Origin of the sequence: Neobacillus sp. SuZ13 (genome assembly GCF_030123365.1) — a bacterium.
In the GTDB taxonomy this organism is placed as follows: domain Bacteria; phylum Bacillota; class Bacilli; order Bacillales; family Cytobacillaceae; genus Neobacillus.
Window position 1 is genome coordinate 2,148,491 of sequence record NZ_CP126107.1, and the last position, 26,260, is coordinate 2,174,750.

25 protein-coding genes and 1 riboswitch are annotated in these 26,260 nt (G+C 39.4%); of the genes, 23 read left to right on the plus strand and 2 right to left on the minus strand.

The window, feature by feature from the left end; all coding sequences use genetic code 11:
- The first annotated feature begins 55 nt into the window (after positions 1–55).
- Positions 56–159, plus strand: a riboswitch (glycine riboswitch).
- 196 nt (positions 160–355) lie between these two features.
- From glyA to QNH17_RS10390, 13 genes are all read left to right on the plus strand, one after another.
- Positions 356–1,606 (plus strand): serine hydroxymethyltransferase, encoded by a 1,251-nt coding sequence (glyA, locus tag QNH17_RS10330; RefSeq protein WP_283878589.1) that lies wholly within the window; start codon positions 356–358, stop codon positions 1,604–1,606.
- A gap of 14 nt (positions 1,607–1,620) precedes the next feature.
- Positions 1,621–2,133, plus strand: a complete 513-nt coding sequence (locus tag QNH17_RS10335; protein WP_283878590.1) for a serine dehydratase beta chain — start codon at positions 1,621–1,623, stop codon at positions 2,131–2,133.
- Positions 2,133–3,032, plus strand: coding sequence for an L-serine ammonia-lyase, iron-sulfur-dependent, subunit alpha (gene sdaAA, locus QNH17_RS10340; protein WP_283878591.1), 900 nt, complete (start codon positions 2,133–2,135; stop codon positions 3,030–3,032). The genes QNH17_RS10335 and sdaAA overlap by 1 nt, the downstream gene beginning before the upstream one ends.
- A gap of 11 nt (positions 3,033–3,043) precedes the next feature.
- A complete protein-coding gene (gene gcvT / locus QNH17_RS10345; RefSeq protein WP_283879478.1) occupies positions 3,044–4,141 on the plus strand; it encodes a glycine cleavage system aminomethyltransferase GcvT in 1,098 nt (365 codons plus the stop codon).
- A gap of 89 nt (positions 4,142–4,230) precedes the next feature.
- The gene (gene gcvH / locus QNH17_RS10350) at positions 4,231–4,623 is read left to right on the plus strand and encodes a glycine cleavage system protein GcvH (RefSeq protein WP_283878592.1); all 393 of its coding nucleotides are present in this window, start codon (positions 4,231–4,233) and stop codon (positions 4,621–4,623) included.
- A gap of 1 nt (position 4,624) precedes the next feature.
- Complete coding sequence (gene gcvPA, locus QNH17_RS10355; RefSeq protein ID WP_283878593.1) at positions 4,625–5,977, plus strand: aminomethyl-transferring glycine dehydrogenase subunit GcvPA; 1,353 nt, start codon at positions 4,625–4,627, stop codon at positions 5,975–5,977.
- The gene (gene gcvPB, locus QNH17_RS10360) at positions 5,970–7,454 is read left to right on the plus strand and encodes an aminomethyl-transferring glycine dehydrogenase subunit GcvPB (RefSeq protein ID WP_283878594.1); all 1,485 of its coding nucleotides are present in this window, start codon (positions 5,970–5,972) and stop codon (positions 7,452–7,454) included. The genes gcvPA and gcvPB overlap by 8 nt, the downstream gene beginning before the upstream one ends.
- 120 nt (positions 7,455–7,574) lie before the next feature.
- Positions 7,575–8,450, plus strand: a complete 876-nt coding sequence (lipA, locus tag QNH17_RS10365) for a lipoyl synthase (RefSeq protein ID WP_283878595.1) — start codon at positions 7,575–7,577, stop codon at positions 8,448–8,450.
- 28 nt (positions 8,451–8,478) lie between these two features.
- A complete protein-coding gene (locus QNH17_RS10370) occupies positions 8,479–8,784 on the plus strand; it encodes an iron-sulfur cluster biosynthesis family protein (RefSeq protein ID WP_283878596.1) in 306 nt (101 codons plus the stop codon).
- Positions 8,785–8,876: 92 nt separating this feature from the next.
- Positions 8,877–10,277: a dihydrolipoyl dehydrogenase gene (gene lpdA / locus QNH17_RS10375; protein WP_283878597.1), complete on the plus strand. Its 1,401-nt coding sequence runs from the start codon at positions 8,877–8,879 to the stop codon at positions 10,275–10,277.
- A gap of 66 nt (positions 10,278–10,343) precedes the next feature.
- Complete coding sequence (gene purU, locus QNH17_RS10380; protein ID WP_283878598.1) at positions 10,344–11,213, plus strand: formyltetrahydrofolate deformylase; 870 nt, start codon at positions 10,344–10,346, stop codon at positions 11,211–11,213.
- A gap of 21 nt (positions 11,214–11,234) precedes the next feature.
- Positions 11,235–11,450, plus strand: coding sequence for a hypothetical protein (locus tag QNH17_RS10385; protein ID WP_283878599.1), 216 nt, complete (start codon positions 11,235–11,237; stop codon positions 11,448–11,450).
- A 450-nt stretch (positions 11,451–11,900) separates the two neighbouring features.
- Positions 11,901–12,605, plus strand: a complete 705-nt coding sequence (locus QNH17_RS10390) for a DUF421 domain-containing protein (protein WP_283878600.1) — start codon at positions 11,901–11,903, stop codon at positions 12,603–12,605.
- Positions 12,606–12,997: 392 nt separating this feature from the next.
- Here the strand turns inward: QNH17_RS10390 and QNH17_RS10395 are convergent, their stop codons facing one another.
- Positions 12,998–13,732 (minus strand): SH3 domain-containing protein, encoded by a 735-nt coding sequence (locus QNH17_RS10395; protein WP_283878601.1) that lies wholly within the window; start codon positions 13,730–13,732, stop codon positions 12,998–13,000.
- Positions 13,733–13,737: 5 nt separating this feature from the next.
- Positions 13,738–14,658, minus strand: a complete 921-nt coding sequence (locus tag QNH17_RS10400; RefSeq protein ID WP_283878602.1) for a hypothetical protein — start codon at positions 14,656–14,658, stop codon at positions 13,738–13,740.
- A 792-nt stretch (positions 14,659–15,450) separates the two neighbouring features.
- On the opposite strand from QNH17_RS10400, the gene QNH17_RS10405 reads away from it, so the two are divergent.
- The 10 genes from QNH17_RS10405 to QNH17_RS10450 all read left to right on the plus strand — a co-directional run bounded on the left by QNH17_RS10405 (position 15,451) and on the right by QNH17_RS10450 (position 25,923).
- Positions 15,451–16,281, plus strand: coding sequence for a DUF427 domain-containing protein (locus QNH17_RS10405; protein WP_283878603.1), 831 nt, complete (start codon positions 15,451–15,453; stop codon positions 16,279–16,281).
- A gap of 137 nt (positions 16,282–16,418) precedes the next feature.
- Complete coding sequence (locus QNH17_RS10410; RefSeq protein WP_481858590.1) at positions 16,419–17,204, plus strand: ABC transporter ATP-binding protein; 786 nt, start codon at positions 16,419–16,421, stop codon at positions 17,202–17,204.
- Positions 17,205–17,223: 19 nt separating this feature from the next.
- Complete coding sequence (locus QNH17_RS10415) at positions 17,224–17,874, plus strand: ABC transporter permease (protein ID WP_283878604.1); 651 nt, start codon at positions 17,224–17,226, stop codon at positions 17,872–17,874.
- 25 nt (positions 17,875–17,899) lie between these two features.
- Positions 17,900–18,844, plus strand: coding sequence for an ABC transporter substrate-binding protein (locus tag QNH17_RS10420; RefSeq protein WP_283878605.1), 945 nt, complete (start codon positions 17,900–17,902; stop codon positions 18,842–18,844).
- A gap of 61 nt (positions 18,845–18,905) precedes the next feature.
- Positions 18,906–20,255 carry an LLM class flavin-dependent oxidoreductase gene (locus QNH17_RS10425; protein WP_283878606.1) on the plus strand — a complete coding sequence of 450 codons (1,350 nt, stop codon included), beginning with the start codon at positions 18,906–18,908 and terminating at the stop codon, positions 20,253–20,255.
- A gap of 1 nt (position 20,256) precedes the next feature.
- Positions 20,257–21,927, plus strand: a complete 1,671-nt coding sequence (locus QNH17_RS10430) for a thiourocanate hydratase (protein WP_283878607.1) — start codon at positions 20,257–20,259, stop codon at positions 21,925–21,927.
- A complete protein-coding gene (locus tag QNH17_RS10435; protein WP_283878608.1) occupies positions 21,920–23,026 on the plus strand; it encodes a thiohydantoin desulfurase in 1,107 nt (368 codons plus the stop codon). The genes QNH17_RS10430 and QNH17_RS10435 overlap by 8 nt, the downstream gene beginning before the upstream one ends.
- Complete coding sequence (locus QNH17_RS10440; RefSeq protein WP_283878609.1) at positions 23,019–24,572, plus strand: HAL/PAL/TAL family ammonia-lyase; 1,554 nt, start codon at positions 23,019–23,021, stop codon at positions 24,570–24,572. The genes QNH17_RS10435 and QNH17_RS10440 overlap by 8 nt, the downstream gene beginning before the upstream one ends.
- A gap of 19 nt (positions 24,573–24,591) precedes the next feature.
- Positions 24,592–25,422: a DUF427 domain-containing protein gene (locus QNH17_RS10445; RefSeq protein WP_283878610.1), complete on the plus strand. Its 831-nt coding sequence runs from the start codon at positions 24,592–24,594 to the stop codon at positions 25,420–25,422.
- A 342-nt stretch (positions 25,423–25,764) separates the two neighbouring features.
- Positions 25,765–25,923, plus strand: coding sequence for a hypothetical protein (locus tag QNH17_RS10450; RefSeq protein WP_283878611.1), 159 nt, complete (start codon positions 25,765–25,767; stop codon positions 25,921–25,923).
- Positions 25,924–26,260 lie beyond the last annotated feature (337 nt).

Genomic DNA, 26,260 nt, shown 5'->3' on the forward strand with positions numbered 1-26,260 from the left:
GCTTGACTTGGTTCCCTTTTACAATTATTCTGAAAATAATAAAAAAATAGAGCGGATGACGGTTGTGGGAGAGTGCAATTTTTACACGCCACCGAAGGAGCAAGTTCCAAAAAAACCCTTGGAATTAATCTCTCAGGTAGATAGAACCACAGCGGGACGCAACTCTGGAGAGCGCATTATAGTTATGCCACCAAAGGGGAATGTTCGTAACAGAACTAAACTCTCAGGTAAAAAGGACAGAGAAGGGAATATGAAGCTACATGCTTCCCCTTCTTCTGTCCTTTTTTGCGTCCAAAAAAAGCAGATGTTTGAAGCACAAAGGGGAGCCTGAACGATATTTCAAGGAGGAGTTTACATGAGTTTACAACAAAATGATCAAACCATTTTTGAAGCGATTAAAAAGGAGCAAGATCGTCAGCATCAAACATTGGAGTTGATTGCATCGGAAAACTTCGTTAGCCAAGATGTCCTAGAAGCCATGGGAAGTGTGATGACCAATAAATATGCAGAAGGCTATCCAGGAAAGCGTTATTATGGCGGATGTGAATTTGTCGATGTGGCAGAACAAGCAGCTATTGATCGTTTAACAAAGCTGTTTGGTGCTAAATATGCAAACGTTCAACCTCACTCAGGTGCGCAAGCTAACTTTGCTGTTTTTTTCGCATTGCTTGAGCCTGGCGATAAAATCATGGGAATGAACCTTTCACAAGGGGGACATTTAACGCATGGAAGTCCTGTTAGTGTTTCAGGAAAATGGTTTGAGGTTGTGTCTTATGGCGTTAAAGAAGATACTCACTTGATTGATTATGATGAGTTAGAAGAAATCGCAAAAAAGGAAAAGCCGAAATTGATTATTGCAGGGGCAAGTGCTTACCCAAGAACAATTGATTTTGCACGCTTTAGAAAAATTGCTGACCAAGTTGGTGCAAAATTCATGGTGGATATGGCGCATATTGCAGGACTCGTTGCCGCTGGTCTTCATCCATCGCCAGTGCCATACGCAGATGTTGTGACAAGCACTACGCATAAAACGTTGAGAGGACCACGAGGCGGTATCGTTTTATCAAATGATGAAGAGATTATCAAAGCGATTAATAAATCTGTGTTTCCAGGAATTCAAGGCGGCCCCCTTATGCACATCATTGCAGCTAAAGCGGTTGCTTTCAATGAGGCTTTACAACCAAGCTTTAAAGATTATGCGAAACAAATCATTGATAATGCAGCAGCGCTAGCGGATACGTTAAAGAAAGAAGGAGCAACCCTTGTCTCTGGAGGTACAGACAATCACATTGTTCTTTTAGATGTTCGCCCGTGGAATTTAACAGGAAAAGAAGCAGAGAGATTGTTAGAAGAATCAGGTATTACTGTTAACAAAAACACGATTCCCTTTGATCCTGCAAGCCCGTTTGTCACAAGCGGAATCCGTATGGGAACTGCTGCTTTAACAACTCGCGGAATGAAGCAGGATGATATGGAGAAGATTGGCAAAGTAATCGCTGCTGTTCTGAAAAGTAAAGGTAATCTAGAAGTTCTTAAACAAGCAAAAGAAACTACTAAAAATATTTGTGGTAACTATCCACTATTTCAACAGCTAATTACTGTTTAAGAAGGAGACATTTCATGGAATTTCAAAGTTGCTTTGATATAATCGGCCCGATTATGGTTGGGCCCTCGAGCTCACATACAGCGGGTGTTGTGTCAATTGGTAAATTTATTTACGAACTTTTAGGCCGTTGTCCAGAAGAGACAAAAATTGTATTTTTCGATTCCTTTGCCGAAACGTACCAAGGACATGGAACGGATAAAGCGCTCATAGGTGGATTGATTGGTATGAATACCGATGATCCACGAATAAAAAATTCGTTGGAGTGGGCAAAAGAGGTTGGCATGCAGTTTCATTTCGAATTTGAAGATAAATGTACTTATTATAACCATCCCAATACAACGATTGTGACAGCAAAGTGCAATAATCGTGCTGTAAAAGTAGGAGGTGTATCCCTTGGCGGTGGTTTATCGAAAATATTTATGATTAACGGAAGAGAAGTAGATATTCGTTTAAGTTCAGGCGATGACTTTACGTCCCTCGCTAGCCATTACCAACCAAACGAGAAAGCATTTATGGAGGCAATTTAATGGAAATTAAGTCCATGGCAGAACTGATTGTAGCTTGTGATAGAGAACAAAAAACCATTGGTGAAATCATGTTGATGATGGAAGCGAAAAAGTCAGGAAGAGACGAAGAAACCATCATCAGCATGATGGAAGAACGATTGATCAAAATGAAGGAAGCTGTTGATACCGGCATTAAAGACGGCTCAACAGCACCAAGTGGTATCTCCGGTGGTGATGCGGTGAAAATGTATAACTACATGGCTCAAGGTAATGCCTTGTCAGGAAATTACATTAGTAATGCAATGACGTTTTCATTAGCTACATCTGAAAGCAATGCACGAATGGGGATCATTGTAGCTACACCAACCGCTGGAGCGGCTGGTATTTTACCTGGTGTATTGTTTTCACTTTATAAAAATGACACCTATTCATATAAAGATTTAGTCATGGGCTTATTTACTGCAAGTATGCTAGGTTATGTGATTGCTAACCGTTCCTTTATTTCAGGAGCAGCAGGAGGTTGTCAAGCAGAAGTGGGATCCGCAACGGCAATGGCAGCGGGGACAATCGTAGAGTTAAAAGGCGGTACACCACAACAAGCTGTAAATGCCACCGCAATTGCTATGAAATCATTATTAGGCTTGGTGTGTGATCCGGTTGCAGGACTTGTTGAGGTTCCTTGTATAAAGCGAAATGTCATTGGTACATCGATAGCCTTTTCAGCAGCCGACCTATCACTTGCTGGCGTGGAAAGCCGTATTCCATGTGACGAAGTCATTGAAGCGATGTATAAGGTTGGAAAGGAAATGCCACGGACACTAAGAGAAACCGCACTTGGCGGTCTGGCGATGACCGAAACAGGTAAAAAGGTAAAAGAACAGTTATTCTGTCGGAAATCTAAATCGGAGGTAACAAAATGAGTACAGAAACAATGCTAAAGCGAACCCCCTTATTTGAAACATATAAAAAACATGGCGCAAAGGTCATCGATTTTGGCGGCTGGGAACTTCCGGTACAGTTTTCAAGTATTTTAGAAGAACATGAGGCAGTACGTATTCGAGCAGGACTTTTTGATGTCTCTCATATGGGTGAAGTGCTGGTAGAAGGAAAAGATGCTGAAAGCTACATAAACTATCTGGTCACAAACGATGTTACAAAGCTCAGCATCAATCAGGCACAGTATACTGCAATGTGCTACCAGAACGGCGGAACGGTCGATGATTTATTAGTTTATAAATTAACAAATGAAAAATATTTACTCGTCATCAATGCGGCCAACATTGATAAAGATTTTGCATGGATGAAGCAACATGTAAAGGGTGAGGTAACACTCAAAAATATCTCTAATGAAACCGCTCAGCTAGCCATTCAAGGGCCAAAGGCTGAACGTATTTTGCAAAAACTAACGGAAACCAATCTATCTGAAATTGGCTCATTTAAATTTGCACAACATGTCAATGTTTCCGGGATAACAGATGTCCTCGTTTCACGTACAGGTTATACAGGAGAAAATGGTTTTGAGCTTTATTTAGCAGCTGACCAGGCAGAAGCACTATGGGAAAAGCTGATAGAAGCAGGTACTGAAGATGGCTTAAAGCCATGCGGACTGGGTGCACGTGACACCCTTCGTTTAGAGGCACGTCTTGCACTTTATGGTCAAGAACTATTAAGCGATATTAGTCCTCTTGAAGCAGGAATCGGCTTCGCCGTAAAAACCAATAAAGAAAGTGATTTTATTGGAAAAGAGGCACTTTTAAGACAAAAAGAAGAAGGATTAAAACGCAAATTAGTAGGAATTGAAGTAACTGGCCGTGGGATTCCCCGTCATGGTTATAAAGTAATTTCAGAGAGTGGAGAGGAAATTGGTGTAGTTACATCGGGAACACAATCACCCACTCTAAAGAAAAGCATTGGTCTTGCTCTTATTTCAGCTGAGTATGCACAAGTTGACACACAACTAAAAGTAGAAATCCGTAATAAACAAATTGATGCAGTAGTAATTAAGACCCCGTTTTATAAAATGAGTTAATTAAAATCATAGAATTCTATTCTTTCAGTTTCATAATAATAAGATCTCAATGGTCCAATTCAAATTTACTAATGAAGGGAAGTAAAATTATGACAAACGCAACTGCAAGTTTACTATATAGCAAGGAACACGAATGGGTATTACAACTAGACGGAAATCGGGTACGTATTGGAATTTCTCACTTTGCACAAAAACAGTTAGGAGATATCGTGTTTGTTGAAACTCCGGAGGTTGATGATGAAGTAACTGTGGAAGAATCAATGGGAACTATCGAATCGGTTAAAGCAGTTTCTGAAATTTACGCTCCTGTATCTGGAACGGTTATTTGTGTAAATGAGGATTTAAACGATAGTCCTGAGACAATCAACGAACAGCCATATGATGCAGGGTGGTTAGTAGAAGTGGAACTATCTAATCCAGAGGAGTTAAAATCCCTTTTAAATGAAAATGAGTACCAGGAATATATTGAAGGAGGGGAATAAGATGACCAACACATTTAGATACCTTCCTGATACGAAACAAGATCAAGAGGAGATGCTCTCATTTTTGAACGTGTCTTCAATCGATGATTTATTTGAGGACATTCCGAAAGAAATACGATTAGAGGGTGAGCTGAACATTCCAGAAGCGGATCCAGAGCCGCTCCTGTTGAAAAAAATGCAACAGCTTGCTTCGAAAAACAAAAATGCCAATAACTATCCAACCTTTCTTGGTGCAGGTACATATGATCACTACATTCCAAGCGTGGTAAATCATATGATATCACGTTCAGAATTTTACACAGCTTATACTCCCTACCAACCGGAAATCAGCCAAGGTGAGCTGCAAGCCATTTTTGAATTCCAGACAATGGTTTGTGAGTTAACTGGAATGGATGTGGCCAACTCATCCATGTACGATGGCTTTACATCACTTGCAGAAGCTGCCTCGCTTGCTATTTCATCAACAAGGCGTTCAAAAGTGCTTGTATCAAAAGCGGTTCATCCTGAATCACGATCAATATTAAATACAGTAGCACGCGGCCAAGAATATACAGTAGAGGAAGTCAATCTTGTTGATGATGTCACCGATTTAAGAGGACTAAAAGAACAAATGGATAAGAGTATTGCCGCCGTTATTGTTCAATACCCAAATTTTTTCGGATCAATTGAAGATTTGGCAGAAATTAAAAAAATTGCGGATACACAAGGGGCGCTGCTCATTGTAAGTTCTAATCCACTGGCACTTGCACTTCTACAGGCACCAGGTAAACTCGGGGCAGATATTGTGGTGGGTGATATGCAGCCTTTAGGGATACCAATGGCATTTGGAGGACCACACTGTGGTTATTTCTCTGTTCACAAAAAATTTATGCGTAAAGTACCAGGGCGGATTGTCGGTCAAACAACAGATGAGCAAGTAAAACGTGGATTTGTCTTAACGCTGCAAGCACGTGAACAGCATATTCGCCGTGATAAAGCGTCTTCTAATATTTGTTCCAATCAGGCATTAAATGCTCTTGCTTCCTCTATTTGCATGTCTGCACTTGGAAAGCAAGGAATTCGACAAATGGCCCAGCTAAACATTGAGAAAGCAGATTATATGGCAAAGTGTTTGCAAAAGGCAGGCTTTATCATTATTAATCAATCACCATTTTTTAATGAATTTGTGGTAGAACTTCCTCGTCCGGTCAAAGAGGTCAACACGAAACTGCTTGAGGCGGGAATCATCGGAGGATTTGATTTGGAAAGTGATTACGGTTTTGACAATCAAATGCTTATTGCAGTGACAGAGCAGAGGACAAAAGAAGAGATTGACCAATTTGTAAAAGTATTGGAGGAAGTCGTAAATGATTGAATATAATGAGCTAATCTTTGAAATTAGTCGTCCAGGACGTATGGGTTCAAGCCTGCCGCTATCTGACGTGGAGAGCATTGATTTAAATACTAAATACCCGAAGCATTTGATTCGTGATGTACCAGCAGAACTCCCGGAAGTATCAGAACTTCAGCTTGTACGTCATTACACAGCCCTTTCCAATCGAAACCACGGAATTGATAATGGGTTTTATCCATTAGGTTCTTGTACCATGAAATACAACCCAAAAATTAACGAAGATGTTGCACGTTTTGACGGCTTTAGCCGTATTCACCCGTATCAGCCAGCTGAAACGGTTCAGGGCGCTTTAGAGCTTTTATATAATTTGCAGGAAGAGTTAGCTGAGATCACCGGCATGGATTCAGTAACGTTACAGCCATCTGCTGGAGCTCAGGGAGAATGGACTGGCTTAATGATGGTAAAAGCCTATCTTGAACAAAAAGGAGAAAAAAGAACAAAGGTCCTTGTTCCGGACTCCGCGCATGGTACAAACCCTGCCAGTGCAACAGTTGCCGGCTTTAAAACAGTTACCATTCCTTCCAATGAGAATGGGTTGGTCGACTTAGAAGAATTAAAAAAGCATGTGGATCAGGATACAGCCGCATTGATGCTGACAAATCCTAATACACTAGGATTGTTTGAAAAAGAAATTTTGGAAATTGCCAAAGTTGTTCATGAAGCGGGTGGCTTATTATACTATGATGGAGCAAATGCCAACGCCATTCTAGGAAAAACAACACCGGGTCATATGGGCTTTGATATTGTGCATTTAAATCTTCATAAGACGTTCACGACCCCTCATGGCGGCGGCGGCCCAGGAGCTGGTCCAGTCGGTGTGAAAAAGAAACTCATTCCGTACTTACCTGTCCCACGTATTGAAAAAGACGGTGAGAAATATGTACTGAACTCAAATCATCCGCTATCAATTGGCCGGGTAAAAGGATATTATGGAAACTTTGGCATTTTGGTTCGTGCTTACACCTATATTCGTACGATGGGACCTGTAGGATTACGTCAAGTATCTGAAGGAGCAGTGCTTCATGCGAACTACCTCCGTAAAAAACTTGAACCGTATTTTGATGCTCCGTATTCACAAGTTTGTAAACATGAATTTGTCTTATCCGGTTCTAGACAGAAAAAGCTGGGTGTAAGAACACTTGATATGGCAAAAAGGCTCCTTGATTTTGGTTATCATCCACCGACCATCTACTTCCCGCTAAATGTTGAGGAGTGTTTGATGATTGAACCTACAGAAACGGAATCAAAGGAAACAATGGATGCCTTTGCAGATGTAATGATAAAAATTGCCAAAGAAGTAGAAGAAAACCCAGAGATTGTGTTAGAAGCACCACACACGACAGTCATCGGCCGGTTGGATGAAGTACAAGCGGCGAGACAACCAATCTTACGCTATATAATAGAAGAAACTGATCAGAAAGTAACAGTAAAATCTTAAACGAATGATGATTGAACCACTAGGAATGAAGAAATGAAGATAATTAACCTTCTTATGATCTCATTCTTGGTGGTTTATTAAATACTAAAAATCTAATGTCTGTTCTTAGGAGTGATAGACATGTCTACTAATGTTCGCAAACCAGAATGGTTAAAAATAAAACTAAATACAAATGAACAATATACAGGCCTAAAAAAAATGATGCGTGAAAAAAATCTTCATACCGTCTGTGAAGAAGCCAAATGTCCCAATATTCATGAATGCTGGGCGGAACGGAAAACAGCGACTTTTATGATATTAGGAAGTATTTGTACACGGGCCTGCCGGTTTTGTGCGGTTCAAACAGGCCTGCCGACAGAATTGGATTGGGAAGAACCAGAGCGTGTTGCAGATTCAGTGGAAAAAATGGGCCTTAAGCATGTCGTGATTACCGCAGTTGCTCGTGATGACTTAAAAGATGGCGGTGCAGGGGTATTTGCAGAAACGATAAGAGCCATAAGACGTCGAAATCCATTTTGCAGCATTGAAGTCCTTCCGTCCGATATGAAAGGTGAATATGAAAACTTAAAAACATTAATGGATGCAAGGCCAGATATTTTAAATCACAATATTGAGACCGTCAAACGGTTATCACCAAGTATTCGGGCACGGGCAACGTATGAACGTTCCTTAGAACTTTTACGCCGGGCCAAAGAAATGTATACAACTATTCCAACAAAATCAAGTATTATGATCGGTCTTGGGGAAACAAAGGAAGAAATCATCGAAACGATGGACGATCTTCGAGCGAACCATGTGGATATAATGACAATTGGTCAATATTTGCAGCCAACGAAACATCATTTAAAAGTTCAAAAGTATTGGAGTCCACAAGAGTTTGAGGAACTAAAAACGATCGCCATGTCAAAAGGATTTAGTCACTGCGAGGCCGGTCCTCTTGTTCGCTCCTCTTATCATGCGGACGAACAGGTCAATGCCGCAACCAAAACAGTGTAATGAAATTGGCATTAGGAGAAGAAGGTCGATGATGATAAAAATGACAGAAGCGGCCATTAACAAACTTAAAGAAATGGTGGCCAGTGAAAATTTAAATCCTCGGATTGATGCCGAAATTAGCGGCGGATGCGGAATATCTGTTAAGTTTTCGATTGTATTTGATGAACCTAGGCGAAACGATTTATGTATAGGGATGGAAGGGATCCAAATTCAAATAGACCGCTTTACAAAACGCTATTTAGATGAAGAAACGCATATTGACTATAGCGAAGAACAAGGTTTTGTAGTTGGGGAAAGCTTGGCCTCTAGTGCATGTGCCATTCCAATCGATTAATCGGATAGAGAAGCTTATAACTATAAAGGAAAGTTTCAGCAGTTTTATAGCAAGTTTTCCGATAGATATAATGTTAAGAGGAGATAACGAACATGACAAAAGAATATGATGTCGTAATTATCGGTGGTGGCACGGGTGGGTACGTGGCTGCCATTCGCGCTTCACAATTAGGTTTAAGAGCGGCCGTTATTGAAAAAGGAAAAATCGGTGGAACTTGCCTTCACGCTGGTTGTATTCCGAGTAAGGCCCTATTAAGAAGTGCAGAAGTATTCGCTCAAACAAAGCATGCAGATAAGTATGGTGTAATCGCCCCTGTAGTTGGTCTTAATTTTTCAAAAGTTCAGGCCCGAAAAGAAGAAATTACGGACCGCCTATATAAAGGTGTCCAACATTTAATGAAAAAAGGAAAGATCGATGTTTATGATGGAAAGGGAAGTATTACACAGACAAAAGATGTGTTAGTCGATTTGAATAATGGTGAAGGGGAAGTCCTTTTAAGCCCTAAAAATATTTTAATTGCCACAGGATCCCGTCCAAGAACACTTCCAGGCCTTGAAGTGGATGAGAAGTATGTGATGACATCGGATGAAGCGCTAAAAATGGAGAAACTTCCGGGTACTATCATTATCGTTGGCGGCGGTGTAATTGGAATTGAATGGGCATCGATGCTTTCGGACTTCGGCGTCCAAGTTACCGTAATTGAATATGCCGATCGTATTTTACCAACAGAGGATACAGATATTTCAAAGGAAGTACAGCGTTTAATGAAGAAAAAAGGAGTAAAAATCGTTACTGGAGCAAAAGTGCTTCCGGAAACGCTGGAAAAAGGTGAGGGTGTTTCCATTAAGGCGGAGCATAAAGGCAAAGAAACAACATTTTCTGCAGACAAACTTTTGGTATCTGTAGGGCGCTCTCCAAATACAGAAGGTTTTGGCCTTGAAAAAACGGCCGTTGAACTAAGTCCGATTTTTATTAAAACAAATGAGTTCTACCAAACAAATGAACCGAACATTTACGCGATTGGTGATGTTATTGGCGGCTTGCAGCTTGCCCATGCTGCTTCACATGAAGGGATCATAGCTATTGAACATATGGCAGGTAAAACTCCAAAACTACTTGATTCAAACCTTATTGCCAGATGTACCTATTGCAGTCCTGAAGTAGCGAGTGTCGGACTCACAGAGGAATCAGCAAAGGAAAAGGGATATCGAGTGAAAGTTGGTAAATTCTCCTTCCGTGCAATTGGAAAGGCATTGGTTTTTGGTGAATCAGACGGATTTGTCAAACTAGTTGTTGAGGAAGGAACGAACCAGCTTTTAGGAGCCCATATGGTAGGTCCTCACGTAACGGATATGATAACGGAGGCTGGGCTTGCATGTGTATTGAATGCAACAGCAATGGATATTGCACATACGATACACCCGCACCCTACATTAGCCGAAGCAATAGGTGAAGCAGCCCTTGCTGTGTATGGACAGGAAATTCATGCCTAACCCATTACGAAGGTATTAGCCCTTCTATAATACATAATTAATAACCTTAAGGATGGTGTATCAGCGGTGATCACAAAATCAAAGCCCAACCGGGCAAAATTACTAATTTCATGTAGGGAAAAGCCGGGTATTATCTCGACTGTCACGAATTTTTTATTAGAACACAAAGCCAATATTGTCCATTTTGACCAACATACAACAGATCCAAGAGCAGGTATGTTTTTTATGAGAATCGAGTTCGAGTTGGAAGAATTTGATTCTTCTATTAAAAAGCTTGAAGAAGATTTACATGAGATCGCGAGGGAACATGCCTTAGATTGGCAGTTGAGTAATAATGAAAAAAGAAAGCGGATGGCCATCTTTGTTTCGAAAACTGATCATTGTCTAAACGAACTTCTTTGGCGCTGGAAATCCAATGAAATTTCAGTAGATATCCCAATGGTAATTAGTAATCATACTATTTTAAAAGATATAGTTGAAAGTTATGGCATCCCTTTTTATCATATCCCTATGTCTCACGAAACGAAAGAAGATGCCGAACAGAAAGCATTAGAATTAATGAAAGGGAAGGTGGACTTAATAGTCCTCGCAAGGTATATGCAGATACTTTCCCCTAACTTTATTTCAAAGTATCCTAATCAAATTATCAACATACATCATTCATTCTTGCCGGCATTTGTTGGCGCAAATCCTTACGTGAGAGCGTTTAACCGTGGTGTGAAGTTAATCGGTGCAACCGCACATTACGTTACGAATGATCTTGATGAAGGACCAATTATTGAACAGGATGTACAGCGAATCAACCAACGTTATACAGCAGAGGATTTAAAGACCGCGGGGCGTCATGTGGAAAGAAGAGTTCTTGCTGAAGCAGTTTCCTGGCATGTTGAGGATAAGGTACTTGTTCATGGTAATAAAACGATTGTATTTGCTTAAGATTATAAGGAGAGGGTGCCATTGCCAGGAAATGAACTTGTAGGGGACTTGATTAATATCCTTTTAGCTATTCTTTGGATATGGATTTTTCTTCAAAATAAACGAAAGCGTACGGTAAACCACGCACATGTTTTTCTGTTTGTTCTAGCAGTGGGGATATTACTTAATTCATTTTATGAAGCAATCAATAGTTGGTGGGTTTTTGGAACAGGGTTAAATGTAGATTGGTTTAAATAGATTATTAGTTAAGCAAAAATTAGAGGATTTAATGGTTAAAATCTCGCTTTCTATTATGGAAGGCGAGATTTTTATTTTTGTTAGAATAGAGATGGTGAAAAATTAGATATCATAAGACCAATTCCTACCACTTCAGGACCGGTTCAGAGGTGACAAATATTTCCGTACTATCTAGGCATTTTTTTTATGGCAGTAAAAAGCAAAAGAAAAGGCAGGAAGACGGTATTTTATAAAAAAATGTAACAAATACTTTACTCTCCCTTTATACGGATATAAAAATTAGTGTTGTCCTAAATTTACATCTGATGGATAAATAAAATAGCAAATTGGAAAGATAAATTAACTAAAAGGGGATACTTTATGATTTGTTCAAGTACACTTAATGGATTCTGTTCTAAGAGATAGAAACCAGTGTCTTTTAACAACAATATAAGTAAACAGGAGATTTACATGGAAGATACAATTATACCAATTCTGAGAACAGGTTTCAGCTTTATGCTTTTAATTCTCGTTACTCTGGCTATTGGAAAGCACATTAACTCTCATAAAAACCACTATAGCTTTGCCTTATCCGTTACGATTGGTTCCTTCATAGCTAACATGGGGTTTGATACGAATTTAAAGTTCAAAGAAATGCTAATTTCATTTCTTGTATTAGTTTTAATGTTTTATTTGTTCATGGTGTTATCTTCTAGGAGTCGAGGTTTTAGAAGATGGTTATCTGGCAGACCTACCGTGCTAATAGAAAAAGGAAAATTACTAGACAAGAATATGAAGAAGGTAAAGTTCTCGATTGATGACCTTAATCAGCTTTTGAGGGAAAAGGATATCTTTAATATATTTGAAGTTGAATACGCATTGCTAGAAGTGAACGGGGAATTATCCATTCTTAAAAAGACACCGTTTAAAAATGTAATAAATAAAGATTTAAATTTGCCCATTTCATCAGAGGCGCTGCCAGTTGAACTAATTATGGATGGTGAAATCATCCAAAAGAATGCTACCGGCATCTATAACCGTGAGTGGATTGAAGCTGAATTCAAAAGAAGAAATTTACGAATAGAAGAAATTTATTATGCTGTAGTCAATAGTAATGGTTACCTTTTTGTAGATAAATATGAAGATAAACTAATTTCACCTACAGATGTTGAATAATTTGAAAAATCTAATTAATAATAAGGTGTGTAAAAGGATACCATAATTCAACTCCGAAATCTCCTGACCCTTGAGTACTTTCTTAGATACCCTTGCCGGTCTAATAAAGGTTTTGGGAATCGCTCGAATTCCAGGCAGCCCATTCATTTATGTGGAACGGAAGAATGCTGTTTAGCGAAAGGAACTAATAAAAAAGATTTCAAAACTCTATTGATGGAGTATTGATGAAAGGAGGAATTGTGAGGGGACGGCCGTAGTTAAGGAGAGGGGACTATACCCATTGAAGTCATCTCTCCTTATTTAGATAGTTCTATGAACTGGAAAAAGGATCATAAAATCATGAAATTTTTTCAATCCATTGCGATACTAAGACAGTAAATTACCCTCTCAATTTATTTTTCCCTGACAATCAGGGCTGAAATCCAGCCTTCAATCCCGTTTGGGGTTTGAACTTTTAACCACTTTATTCCTTTGGAATCTACTTGTTCTTCATTCAAAAAGTGCATTATTTCTCCATTTGTAATAGTGTATAGATGGGACGCTTTTAGTGTGGGAGCATTACGAATATTTCCGCCTTCTTCATATTTCTTATTTAAAATTAATTCTTTTCGTTCAGGTGAAGCCACGGATGCTTGTCTGGGCACATGTTCTTGGTTTAACCATACCTCAGCTTTCTTCCATTTTTGTGTATACCACTCATTTGGATTGTTGATGATTGCAGCAGTAAGCAAGATCACTAGAGTTATGACAGAATAGAAGGTCCATCTTTTAATCCTTGTCTTATTCCTTTTCCGTTTCATGGAAAGCTGAATGATTTTGTTGAAAAAACTTTCGAACAAGGCAAACATTCCTTCAATGATATCAATCCAAACAGATATGCCAGCTTTTCCTGCTTCTCTCCGGCTTCTTTGCATCGTGCAAAGGAGTGCCATGATTGGGTAAGAAATGGGATAAAGCATTTTTTTCAACAAACGGCACAACAAGTTTAAGAAGGGAGGAACCATGTACAACAAAATCAGCCTTGCGAGCTGCAGGAACACAAAGAGAACCAAAAAAATACGCAACCATTCCGGAAGTACAGAAATAAGTGACCAGATCCAAAACAGCTGATTTAAAATGGATTCCACAATCGCTAATCTCCTTTATATAAATAGGATGAAAGTTCTCTCCTTGGACCAGCAATCTGTTTTTTTCTATTGATGTTTTCCAGATTGACGGGGAGATAGGGGAATAGTTTTTTTAGCTTGGCCAATCTTTGTTCTGCCTCGAACTGGTCAATAGTGTGATCGTTGATCAAGTTTAAAAGTTGTTTGTTTACCTCATATTTGAAGGCTTGATTTTGGCTAAACTCCGATTCCACTAACCGCTTTGCCATTTCATTCTTTTCTCCCAGCTTCCCTGCAGTGATAAAATCACCTGCTTGAAGGGCTTCTTTAATCGAGGCCGAAATCCGGCGCGCTTCCTCCAAGTCCAGAGCTTCTTGATAGGCGGATAGTTCTGCGTTCCGGTCTAAATCGGCGATCGCCTCATCATGGCGCTGGTCCCGAATACCTTGCCGGATCAAAACACGAACATTTCGAACCACAATACCAGCCTCTCTTAACACCTTGACCAATCGCGAGGTTTGAAAAAATTCTTCAATATGTCTGGCAAAACTCAGATCCTCTTCAATAGGAAAAAATCTTGCTTCCGACTCCACCCAGAAGGGCAGATTATTGTTGAAAATGTTGCCAATTTCTCCTGCATTTTGTTGAACTAACCGTTCGGGGTGTTCAACGGCAATATCGATAAATAAATTGACAGAAAACCTTCTTCCTCTTGTTGCGGAAGGGACTTCCTCCTTGTAGGTGATGGTTTGCTGCTGCATATTGACAGTATAAACCCTATTATATTTGCCAATCCGCAATTCACTTCGCGACAAACGCTCTCCATTTTTTACTGCATAGTATTCGTTGTGATTATTAACATAAACAAAGGCATAAGTCATTGACGACGCCGGTGGTTTTTCCAAAAAGCTAAATTTCACGTCTTTAACATCTTCAATAAATTGCATTAGGTTATTTCCTCCAGGTTTAGTATTTTCATTGAGAGATCACTTACCCTTGTCTCCATTCTATGCAATAAATCGGAAGAAAAGCCCCCAAAACTATCCGAAAAAATGGGGGATGAGGGAGTTGAAGTAACATAATTAAAAGATTTTCTTATCTAAAACGGTGGTTTTGATTAATAGTATGTCATCTATTTACTACAATAAGAGTAAAAATCTGTTGCATTTCAGGCATACGAGATTAAGAGTTTTACTAAATCAAAGGGGGCTAGATTGTAGCACAAGTTGCCATTGATGCACATGAATCTTTCTTAAATCATATTTGACATATAGGAATTGTTTGATATAAAATGCAATTAATCAAATTAATTTTGTTAACCGACTAGGCAACTAGAGGATCTTAATTCAAGGCAACCTTTCTTGAATTGAGAGCCTTTTTTTTAAAACTTCTTCAAATGAAAGCCTAAATCTCCCTTAAAAGATAGCTGCAGCTGATTAATAGTTGGGGAAGTACTGATGGATATACCTTTTTCTTTAGTCTGTTCTTTAGTGCGTGGATAATTTTGTGAAATATGGTAAAAATATTTATATTATACTTGACTGATAGGAATTCACGGGTATAAGATGTTAGTAAATATTTGGTCAATTTATATGCCGACTGGTTAACTGGAGGCTCTCAATTCAAGGTGAGGTTATCTTGAATTGAGGGCCTCTTAATTTTTTCCATCAAAGAGAAAGGGAATAACGAACGGCCGCCAAAATCCTGGCGGAAATAACTAAAAACTGGAGGGAAGTAAATTGTCAAATTCCGTTAATCAATTAAAAAAAGATACTCAAAAAAGTACAACCCAACGACGATTAATTAAAATAGATTCAACTCCGAGATGGGTACGAGTTAAGTTTAATGGATTAATAATAGCAGATAGTAAAGAAGTATTGGTCCTGCATGAACGGGGGCACCTACCAGTCTATTATTTTCCTGAAAAAGATGTTACTAAAGAAGTATTGGTCACTTCAGACAAAAGGAGCCACTGCCCATTAAAAGGAGATGCCAGCTATTGGACGATTAAAGTGGGAGATCGAACAGCAGAAAATGCTGTTTGGAGTTATCAGAATCCTATTCCTGAAAGTAAAGAGATTAAAGGCTATTTTTCGTTCTACTGGAATCAGGTGGATGCTTGGTTTGAAGAAGAAGAGGAAATATATGTTCATCCAAGAGATCCATATAAACGAGTAGATGCCCTATTGAGTTCAAGGCATATAAAGGTAGTACTAGAAGGAAAGACCGTAGCAGAAAGCAGGAGACCCGTTATTGTATTTGAAACCGGAGTCCCAGTTCGGTATTATCTTCCAAAAGAAGACGTTGCTCAGGAAGTTCTTGAACTGTCCAATTTAAAAACAAGATGCCCGTATAAGGGAATTGCATCGTATTGGTCCGTAATAATTGATGGAAATAGTTTTGAAGATATTGTTTGGAGTTATCCTCACCCTATTCCAGAGATACCAAAAATTGCGGGACTACTTTCATTTTATAATGAAAGAGTAGAAATTTATGTGGATGGTGAGCTGCAGAAAAAACCAGAATGGCATTATTCCGCGCTAGATTTTATTAATTCAAGTGAGATTTAATTCAGTCCTTACTAAATAGAACTTGGTAATAAACATCAGAAATCAATTAAAACAACATTGATCGACCATGCAAATGGAGGTCACATTCTCACACATGAGGATGTGGCCTTTTATATTTTTTGAGAGGAATGAAGGAAGTGAGCCAAACAGCAGTAGAGTTTAAAGAGGTTAGCAAGGATTACGGTTCGGGATCTGTTCTTAATAACTTCACCCTTTCCATTCCCCAGGGGAAAATCATTACCATTATTGGTCCCTCAGGCTGTGGAAAAACCACGCTACTTAAAATGGTGAATCGGCTTATTGAGCCGGATGTGGGAACTATTATCATCGATGGTAGTGATATCAAAGGATTAGACCCGGTGCAATTAAGAAGGAACATCGGGTATGTCATCCAACAGATAGGATTATTTCCACATATGACAATAGAAGAAAACATTTCTATAGTGTCCAGGTTGAAAGGTGAAAAGAAAAAGGCATTAACAAGTCGTGTAGAAGAGTTATTGGAGGTAATTGGATTAGAACCAAAAGCTTACCGTAATCGCTATCCCCATGAGTTGAGCGGTGGACAGCAGCAGAGGATCGGTGTTGCCCGGGCGCTTTTTTCGAATCCGTCCATTATTTTGATGGATGAACCGTTTAGTGCTCTTGACCCGATTAGCCGGATCCAACTTCAAAATGAATTAAAAAAGTTAAATAAGCACCTGAAAAAAACGATTATCTTTGTCACACATGATATTGACGAAGCATTAAAAATAGCGGATCAAATTATTCTTTTACATCAGGGACAGGTCGTTCAGTATGCAACACCAGCAGAGATTCTGAATCATCCGGCAAATGAGTTTGTCCGACAATTTATGGGAGAAGAAAGATACCAATCAATCGATTCAGTGGGATTAGGAAACCGCAGACGGGTTAGTAATTGAATTAGGAGCAGGTGATGTTATGAATTATTTTTGGGAAACGTTAAGAGCTGATTGGCCATTAATTCTACAAAAGACAAGTGAACACATGTATCTTTCACTGATTTCGGTCCTTATTGCCTGTGTCATTGCCATTCCTCTTGGTATTTTTTTAACCAGTCAAAAAAAGTTGGCAAACGTGATTATTACGATTATTTCCGTTATTCAGACGATACCAAGCTTAGCCTTGTTTGGTTTTTTAATCCCATTCTTTGGAATCGGCACCACACCTGCCATTATTGCGTTAACGTTATATTCATTACTTCCAATTCTTCAAAACACATATGTAGGAATTTTGGATGTCAATAAGGCTTTAATTGAAGCAGGAACAGGGATGGGAATGACGAAGGGGCAAATTCTAAGGATGATTCAGCTGCCTATCGCAAGAGGAGTCATTTTAGTTGGAATCCGGCTAGTTGTGGTCCAAACGATTAGCCTTGCAACGATTGCCACCTATATTGCTGCAGGAGGATTAGGGGATATCATTACACGTGGTATTTCAATGGTGAATACTGCTACGATTTTAGAAGGAGCCATACCCGTATCGATTCTGGTAATCGTCGTCAATCTACTATTACTGGGTGCTAATTATTTTCTAACTCCGAAAGGGTTAAGGGGTCAAACAAAAATATAATAATAGATTTCTAGGGGGAAAATTGATGAAAACGTTTTTCAAGTTTAATAACTGGAGAAAAGCAAAAATCAACTTATTCGCAGCTATGATGGCCATATTGTTGTTTGTCATAACGGGATGCGGTGCACAAGATGAAAAGGCTTCAGGATCAAGTAAAACTGACACCATCGTAATTGCAACAAAAGGCTTTGCCGAATCAGATATTTTAGCAAATTTGGAAAAGCTTCTCATTGAGAATGATACAGACTTGAAAACAGAAGTGAAAACATTGGATAACAAACTTCTATGGGATGCGATTAAGGCTGGAAAGGCGGATACATATGTGGAGTATACAGGGACAGCCTTACTAAATTTATTAAAAGAAGATCCAATATTTGATGCCGACCAAGTATATGAAGTGGTATCAAAGGGATTACATGAGAAACACCATTTGAAAATTTTGGAACCGATTGGTTTTAATAACACGTATGGTTTAGCAGTAAAGAAAGAAACAGCAGATAAATTAAGCATTCATTCGATTTCAGATTTGGCAAAGGTATCAGATGAGCTTGTTTTTGGAGCCAGCCAGGAGTATCTGAACAGGCCTGATTCATGGCCTATTATTGAAAAAACCTATGGCCTTAAATACAAAGAAATTAAAACGATTCAGGAACAGTCCTTGCAATATCAAGCCGTTAAACAAAACTTGATTGACTCTATGATTGTCTATTCAACTGACAGCAAAATATCTGAAAGTGGTTTGACGGTGTTAAAGGATGATAAAAATGTCTTTTTACCTTATTATGCAGCTCCTTTAATTAGAGAAAGTGTACTCAAAGAACACCCAGAACTAGAGAAGACGCTTAATAAATTGGCTAATAAAATTACCGACGAAGAAATGCAAAAATTAAATGGTGAAGTAGATTTAAAACAACGGCCGCCCCTTGATGTAGCAAAGGAATGGTTAAACGAACAGGGGTTAATCAAATAAAATTCCAAATGGTGTCGTCAGTCCTAGTGGACCTAAAGTCATATTAAATAAGGAGAAGGTTATGGAACAAGAAAAACGTAAAATGATCCTTAGTGCTATGATGTTTTTTCCGGCTGGAGAGCAAATATCCAGCTGGAGACATCCAAAGGCTGAAGCAGAAGGATTATTAAACTTCGACTATTACAAGAGGATTGTTCAAACCGCAGAAAGGGGTAAATTTGATCTCTTTTTCTATGCGGATGAGTTGTATGTATGGGATGACTTTGAATCGAGTGTGAAATATGCAAATAGTATTCGTCCAGAACCATTTACGCTTCTTTCAGCCCTTTCAGTTGTTACAAATCATATTGGATTAGGTGCAACGATTTCCACCACCTACAATGAGCCGTATCATATTGCCAGAAAACTGGCGACACTTGACCACTTAAGCGGCGGTAGAACCGCATGGAATATCGTTACTTCTAGAACCGATGAAGAAGCTCAAAACTTTGGGAAAGAGAAGCACCTTTTACACGAAAGACGATATGAACGGGCGAAAGAGTTTATCGATGTAACCGAAGGATTATGGGATAGCTGGGAAGATGATGCTCTCCTTTTTGATAAAGAGAGCGGCCATTTTGCAAACAATAATAAGCTTCATTATTTACAGCATAAGGGGCCAGAATTTTCCGTGCGCGGTCCCTTGAATGTGGCACGTCCGCCTCAAGGTTATCCAGTTCTTATTCAAGCAGGTGCATCTGAAGCGGGAAAAGAATTAGCGGCGGCAACGGCTGAAGTTGTATTTGCACCTAAAGGAACATTAGAGGAAGGGATGCATCTTTATCAAGACATTAAGGGAAGAATGGCGAGGTATGGCCGGTCAGATCAGCATTTGAAAATCCTGCCTGGCATTATGCCGGTAATCGGAAGAACAAAGGAAGAGGCTGAAGAAAAATTAGCAGCTATTGATAATTTAATACCATGGCAGTTAGGACTCGATTTACTTTCTCATGAAATTGGTGAGGATCTTTCTGTTTATCCGCTTGACGAGCCATTACCTTTTCTTCCTGATATTGAGAGTGCTAACAAAAGTAAAAGCAAACTCTTGGCTGTTCGAAAATTGATGGAAAAAGAAAATGTAACGCTTCGTCAATTGTGCAAAAGGTTTAATTCACGAGGGATTGCTGGAACTCCTGAACAAATTGCGGATCAATTAGAAGAAAGGTTTGTAAACAAAGCAGCAGACGGATTTAATATTGCCTTTCCTTATTTGCCGGGTGCGCTTGATGATTTTGTTGACTTGGTGGTTCCCGAACTGCAGCGAAGGGGATTGTTTAAAACTGAATATAGTGGCAAAACACTTCGTGAAAATCTTGGATTAGAACGCCCTAGGAATCGTTTTACCACAACCCATGTTAATGGAGAGAAATGAGGTGGAAAAAGTGACAACTATTCTAGCTAAACGTGGATCAGAGCTCCGCTGTAAGGGATGGAGACAAGAAGCTCTTTTACGAATGCTTGAGAACGTATTGGAAAATGGAGAAAACCCTAATGAATTAATCGTTTACGCTTCATTAGGAAAGGCAGCGAGAAATTGGCCTTCTTATCATGCGGTTGTTCGTATATTAAAGGAATTAGAAGATGATGAAACTCTTGTGATTCAATCTGGTAAACCGATTGGTATTTTCAAAACCCATCGCCAAGCTCCCTTGGTGGTTATGGCCAACTGTAATTTAGTAGGAAAATGGGCCACGAGTGAAAACTTCTATCATCTCCAGGAAAAAGGGTTAATTATCTGGGGCGGATTAACAGCAGCGGCTTGGCAATACATCGGTTCACAAGGTGTGATCCAAGGAACTTATGAAATCTTTCAAAGTATTGCACGGCTTCATTTCGGAGGAGATTTAAGCGGCCGATTTATCTTAACCGCAGGTTTGGGAGGAATGGGCGGTTCCCAGCCATTAGCAGGTAAAATGGCCAATGCTGCTATTCTATGTGTAGAAGTATCTGAGGAAAGAATTGATAGAAGAGTTGCTTCCGGTTATTTGGAAAGAAAAACAGAGAATTTAAATGAAGCATTAAACTGGATTCAACAAGCTGTTGAAAATAAGGAAAGCTTGTCTGTTGGTCTGCTGGGAAATGCAGCGGATGTTTATCCGGAGCTTTTAAGAAGAAACATCATACCTGATATTGTAACGGATCAAACGTCTGCACATGATCTTTTATATGGATACGTTCCAAGAAACTATACTCCGGAGCAATTAGCAAAAGCAAGAGAAGCACGGTCTGAAAAGCTCCAAGAAGATGCCGGAATCTCCATTGCAAAAGAAGTGAAGGCGATGCTTGGTTTTAAAGAAAAAGGGGCCATTGTTTTTGATAATGGTAATAACATTCGAACTCAGGCAAAACAATTTGGGGTAGATAAGGCCTTTGATATTGATATTTTTACAGAAGCATTTCTGCGACCGCTTTTTGCAAGAGCGATCGGCCCTTTCCGATGGATTGCCCTTAGCGGTGTTGCTGAAGATATTCGAACGATTGATCAATATTTAATAGAAGAATTTAGTGACAACGAAATTGTAACCAATTGGATTAGGCTGGCCAATCAGTATATTCCAGTCGAAGGTCTCCCAGCAAGAATCGGATGGCTAGGCCATGAGGATCGAACCAAACTGGCACTTGCGGTGAATCGTTTAGTAAGAGAGGGTAAATTGTCTGGTCCTATTGCGTTCTCGCGGGATCATTTGGATGCAGGTGCTATGGCCCATCCGAATATCATGACAGAACGGATGAAGGATGGAAGTGATGCCATCTCTGACTGGCCATTACTAAATGCGATGTTGAATTGCTCATCAATGGCTGATTTGGTTGCGATTCACTCGGGAGGAGGAGGTTATACAGGTTTCATGACTAGTGCAGGGGTGACAATTGTGGCGGATGGTTCGGAGGAGACGGATATTCGAATTCAGACACTTCTGCAAAATGATACGGGTTTAGGCGTCTTACGTTATGCGGATGCGGGTTATGAAGAATCGTTTGATGAAATTTCCAAAAAGGGTATTAATCGAGTCAATACAAATGAGGAGGAGAATATTCATGCGTGAATTAACAAAAGATGATGTACTAGCAGCAGTTAAAGGAGGATCCGTATTCGCAAGCGGCGGCGGAGGTTGGGTGGATCATGGTTTAGAAATCGGAGGCGCAGCATTAGCTGTTGGAAAACCAAAGCTGGTTTCAGTGGATGAGCTCCCGGATGATGCGATTATTTTGACTTGTACTGCGATAGGGGCACCGGCAGGAAGAGATTGGCAAATGTTAGGGAAAGATTATATAAAAGCGGTCCAGCTGATTATTGAAAAATATGAAGGGAAAATTGTCGGTGTAATGACTCCACAAAACGGGATGTCAAGTACCATAAACGGATGGCTTCCGGCTGCTGCTCTTGGCTTAGTTGTGGTAGATGCTACTGGAGATATCAGAGCACATCCTACTGGAAAAATGGGTTCTTTAGGACTTTCTTCTAATATTGAGTACGAAACCATCCAGGCCGTGGCAGGGGGAAAACCAGAGATTGGCAGCTACCTGGAACTCATAGTAAAAGGAACGGTAGCAAGGACATCCAATATCTTGCGTACGGCCTCCGATATGGCTGGCGGATTTATTGCCGCTGCAAGACATCCCCTTCCTGCTAAGTATATAAAAGAACATGCAGCGATTGGAGGAATATCGATTGCCATTGATTTAGGCAGAGCTATTATCGAGGCAGAGCCTTTTGGACCTGCACATGTATTGGAGACCATTACTGAAAAAACTGGCGGAAGAATTATTGGCACAGGAAAGGTAAGGAAAAAAGATGTCCATTACTCAGGAGCCTTTGATATTGGTACCATTGAGATAGAAAGTGAAGAAAATACTTACATTCTCCACGTTATGAATGAATATATGGCCGTTGAGGATCGGGGTGGTAAACGATATAGTACATTCCCTGATGTCATTACTACCTTTTCCATTGAGACAGGTCAGCCTGTCAGTGTTGGTAATATAGAAGAAGGGGCAGAAATCGCTGTATTTGCGATTGATAAAGCTAAGATTCCTCTAAGTTCTAGCGTGAAAGACCCATCAGTTTATCCAGAAGTAGAAGAAGTATTAGGTATCGAACTCTATAAATATGCCTTCGAAGAGAAGAAAGAAATCAATGTGTGATCTAACCAATGCAGTCGAGGTCATTACTTCTCAAAAGGATCAGAGCTCAGCATTGGTACTGGATGGCCATCATCTTACAATTGAGGATGTTTTTTCTGTCGTATTTGAAAATAGAAGAGTAGAAATTAAAGAAGAAGTAACACGAAAAATTCATGAATCTAGGCAATTAATCTATGAACTTGCAAGCAAGGATGTCCCGATTTATGGATTTAATCGGGGGGTAGGCTGGAACAAGGATAAAGTCATTGGGCTAGCTTCCTTTGAACAATATAATCGTAATCTGCTTCTCTCTCATTCTGCTGGTGTAAAACCAATGGCAGAAAAGGCAGAAATCCGCGCGATTATGCTTGCGAGGCTGAACAGTTTGCTGTTAGGCTGCACGGGTGTTCAACCTGAGATTGTCGAGAGATATGTAGATTTTCTCAACTTAGGTATCCATCCGGTGCTGCCCTTAAAAGGGTCGGTAGGTGCTGCAGATATTTCGACTATTTCCCATATCGGACTCGCCATGATTGGTGAAGGGGAGGTAGAAGTGGAAAAGGTGCGTTTGCCTGCAGACAAAGCCCTAAAAAATGCAGGGTTATCACCGCTTAAACTTGGACCAAAGGATGGCCTTGCCATTGTAAGTTCCAATGCGTTATCTGCTGGGACAGGAGCAATCGCATTATTGGATTTTAAGAGAGTCCTAGAATTGGCTGATATGGTTTATGCGCTATCGTTAGAGGCCATTCGAGGGAATATTAGCCCGCTTGATGAGGCGGTACATCGAGTACGTCCCTTTCCGGGACAATTAGAGAGTTTAACAAATATCAGAAAGATTCTTGAAGGCAGTGACTTGTGGACCAGCTATAATAAAGAATCGCTGCAAGACCCGCTTAGTTTTCGAGATGCTTGCCAAATTCATGGTGCGGCTCGGGATGCTTACCATTATTGTAAAGAGCAGCTGGAGCTACATATAAATAGTTCCGATGACAATCCATGTGTGCTCGTCGAGGAAAAGCGAATCGTTTCTTGTGCGAATTTTGATCCTCTCTCGTGGGTTCTTGGTTTTGAAATGGCAGGAAATGCTTTACACCATATTTCAAAAAGTTCTTGTTACCGGACGATTAAATTAGGAAATCCTTCATTTACTTGTCTGTCACGCTTCTTAACACCCAATGAACAGGAGTCGAACGGATTCTGTACATTGCAGAAAACGATTACGGCCTTGGATGCTGAGATTCGTCATTTATCAAATCCCGCTTCAGCCGATTACTTTTCACTTGCAGGGGATATTGAGGATCATGGAACTAACGCGCCATTTGTTGTCTCAAAAACAAGGGAGATATTGGATAAACTTTTTTATATCTTGGGCATTGAAGCTATTCATGCTGCTCAAGCTGTCGATCTTCGCGGTTCTATTCAGTTAGGAAAAGGCACAAAAGCAGCTTATCAAGCGATTCGTGCAGTGGTTCCATTTTATTCAGAGGACCGTAATTTAACAGTTGATATTGAGAAAATTTATTCGCTCTTTAAAAATGGGAAATTCATGGAAACAATAAAATGAAATCATAGGAGTGAGGTTAATGGTACATAATGACCCCCAATGGTCATTGAGAGATGGCAGCAATGAAGGATGGCAAATTAGAGCTGAAATTAGTCCAAAATGGGTTCGAGTGAAATTTGGGAGTGAATTTATCGCCGACAGTAAACGTGTCGTTACCGTTACGGAAACGGGAAAACTGCCAGTCTATTATTTTCCATTAGCTGATATCCGGCACAAGAAGTTAATTAAATCAGATAAACGAACGGTTGATTTAAATAAAGGAGAGGCCATTTATTGGCATATCAAAACAGGAGATAAAGTGATTGAGAACGCAGCTTGGAGTTTTCCAAATCCTCCAGAGAATAGTTCTGTTATTAGTGGTCTTATATCCTTTGTTTGGAATAAAGCAGACTCCTGGTACGAAGAAGAAGAAGAAGTATTTGTTCATGCGAGAGATCCTTACTCAAGAATTGATGCCATTCCCAGTGCTCGGCATGTCCAAGTAATAGTCGAGGGTGAAATTGTTGCAGACAGCAAGCGACCAGTCATTCTATATGAAACAGGATTAACTCCTAGGTATTATTTGCCAAAAGAAGATATTAAACTGGATTTATTAATTCCGACTCAAACACAAACTCAGTGCCCATATAAGGGATTTGCAAAGTATTGGTCAGTTTCCATTAATGGAAAGGAATATAAGGATGTTGTCTGGAGCTATAATGACCCACTTCCAGAAGTGCATGAAATAAAAGGGTTGCTAAGCTTTTATAATGAAGCAGTGGATACATTATTAATTGACGGAGAAGTATGGTCATTAAACACAAACGATCGACTGCCATATAAAAAAGTGGTGGAAAGTTCATTGAAGTAATGGAGAATAAATAATCATGAATCGAGAAAGAACTGTAGACGAAATTTTCTACAGTTTCTTTATGGAATCATACTAAAACCTCAACCAGGACCAGGTATATTATTTTTAAAATTCACAGTTGATTTATAGGATTAATGCGTTTTATAATATAAACAATTAAGTGGAAAATTAAGAAAAAGCTGACTGGTCTTCTAGAGGCGCTTTATTTAGGATTAATTATGGTCCTAAATAGGGAGCCTCTTTATTTTTAAAGGGTATCCATGGAAATAAAACAAAAAAGGAGGCTCTGTTTAGAGTACATTTAGTCATAAAATGGGATAAAAAAGTGAAAGGGGAATTTTCATGAACGATGGAGAGGTAAAAATGTGGATAAATGATTATTTAGATTTGTACCTGTATGCCAAAAGTATGAATGATGTTTTGTGGCAACAAGAAATTATAGAAAAACTACAACATCCCCAACATAATCTCATTAGAGAGGAAACATCAATTGATGTCTAAAAATCATTTGAAGCTTCCCCATACTATTATAATCCCCATAAGCTGCGTAAGTAGTAATCTATATGTATCAGTCTGTCCTACCAAAATATTTAAAATTGTACCGGGCAGGATGTTCCTTCTATTACTAAACAACCTCATTAACAATGTTGCTTTTTTCCAATTTTGTTTTCTAGGGAAATTTTCTAGAAGAAAAATTAAGCTCACACTAGTTATAATTTTTCTCAATCTAATAGGCATAAAAAAATTTAGTTTCGAAAAACCGATGGCATGAACATTCAATGTGCATGCTTTTTTTATTAACATAAGAAGGCTGCAGACATAAAATAAACAAAAGATT

Coding starts and splice junctions, on each gene's coding strand:
- QNH17_RS10390 (WP_283878600.1), top strand. CDS start 11,901: ATGGAAGATACAATTATACCAATTCTGAGAACAGGTTTCAGCTTTATG.
- gcvPA (WP_283878593.1), top strand. CDS start 4,625: ATGACCAACACATTTAGATACCTTCCTGATACGAAACAAGATCAAGAG.
- QNH17_RS10450 (WP_283878611.1), top strand. CDS start 25,765: ATGAACGATGGAGAGGTAAAAATGTGGATAAATGATTATTTAGATTTG.
- gcvT (WP_283879478.1), top strand. CDS start 3,044: ATGCTAAAGCGAACCCCCTTATTTGAAACATATAAAAAACATGGCGCA.
- QNH17_RS10425 (WP_283878606.1), top strand. CDS start 18,906: ATGGAACAAGAAAAACGTAAAATGATCCTTAGTGCTATGATGTTTTTT.
- QNH17_RS10445 (WP_283878610.1), top strand. CDS start 24,592: ATGGTACATAATGACCCCCAATGGTCATTGAGAGATGGCAGCAATGAA.
- QNH17_RS10440 (WP_283878609.1), top strand. CDS start 23,019: ATGTGTGATCTAACCAATGCAGTCGAGGTCATTACTTCTCAAAAGGAT.
- gcvPB (WP_283878594.1), top strand. CDS start 5,970: ATGATTGAATATAATGAGCTAATCTTTGAAATTAGTCGTCCAGGACGT.
- QNH17_RS10335 (WP_283878590.1), top strand. CDS start 1,621: ATGGAATTTCAAAGTTGCTTTGATATAATCGGCCCGATTATGGTTGGG.
- glyA (WP_283878589.1), top strand. CDS start 356: ATGAGTTTACAACAAAATGATCAAACCATTTTTGAAGCGATTAAAAAG.
- lipA (WP_283878595.1), top strand. CDS start 7,575: ATGTCTACTAATGTTCGCAAACCAGAATGGTTAAAAATAAAACTAAAT.
- lpdA (WP_283878597.1), top strand. CDS start 8,877: ATGACAAAAGAATATGATGTCGTAATTATCGGTGGTGGCACGGGTGGG.
- sdaAA (WP_283878591.1), top strand. CDS start 2,133: ATGGAAATTAAGTCCATGGCAGAACTGATTGTAGCTTGTGATAGAGAA.
- gcvH (WP_283878592.1), top strand. CDS start 4,231: ATGACAAACGCAACTGCAAGTTTACTATATAGCAAGGAACACGAATGG.
- QNH17_RS10400 (WP_283878602.1), bottom strand. CDS start 14,658: ATGCAATTTATTGAAGATGTTAAAGACGTGAAATTTAGCTTTTTGGAA.
- QNH17_RS10415 (WP_283878604.1), top strand. CDS start 17,224: ATGAATTATTTTTGGGAAACGTTAAGAGCTGATTGGCCATTAATTCTA.
- QNH17_RS10370 (WP_283878596.1), top strand. CDS start 8,479: ATGATGATAAAAATGACAGAAGCGGCCATTAACAAACTTAAAGAAATG.
- QNH17_RS10420 (WP_283878605.1), top strand. CDS start 17,900: ATGAAAACGTTTTTCAAGTTTAATAACTGGAGAAAAGCAAAAATCAAC.
- QNH17_RS10435 (WP_283878608.1), top strand. CDS start 21,920: ATGCGTGAATTAACAAAAGATGATGTACTAGCAGCAGTTAAAGGAGGA.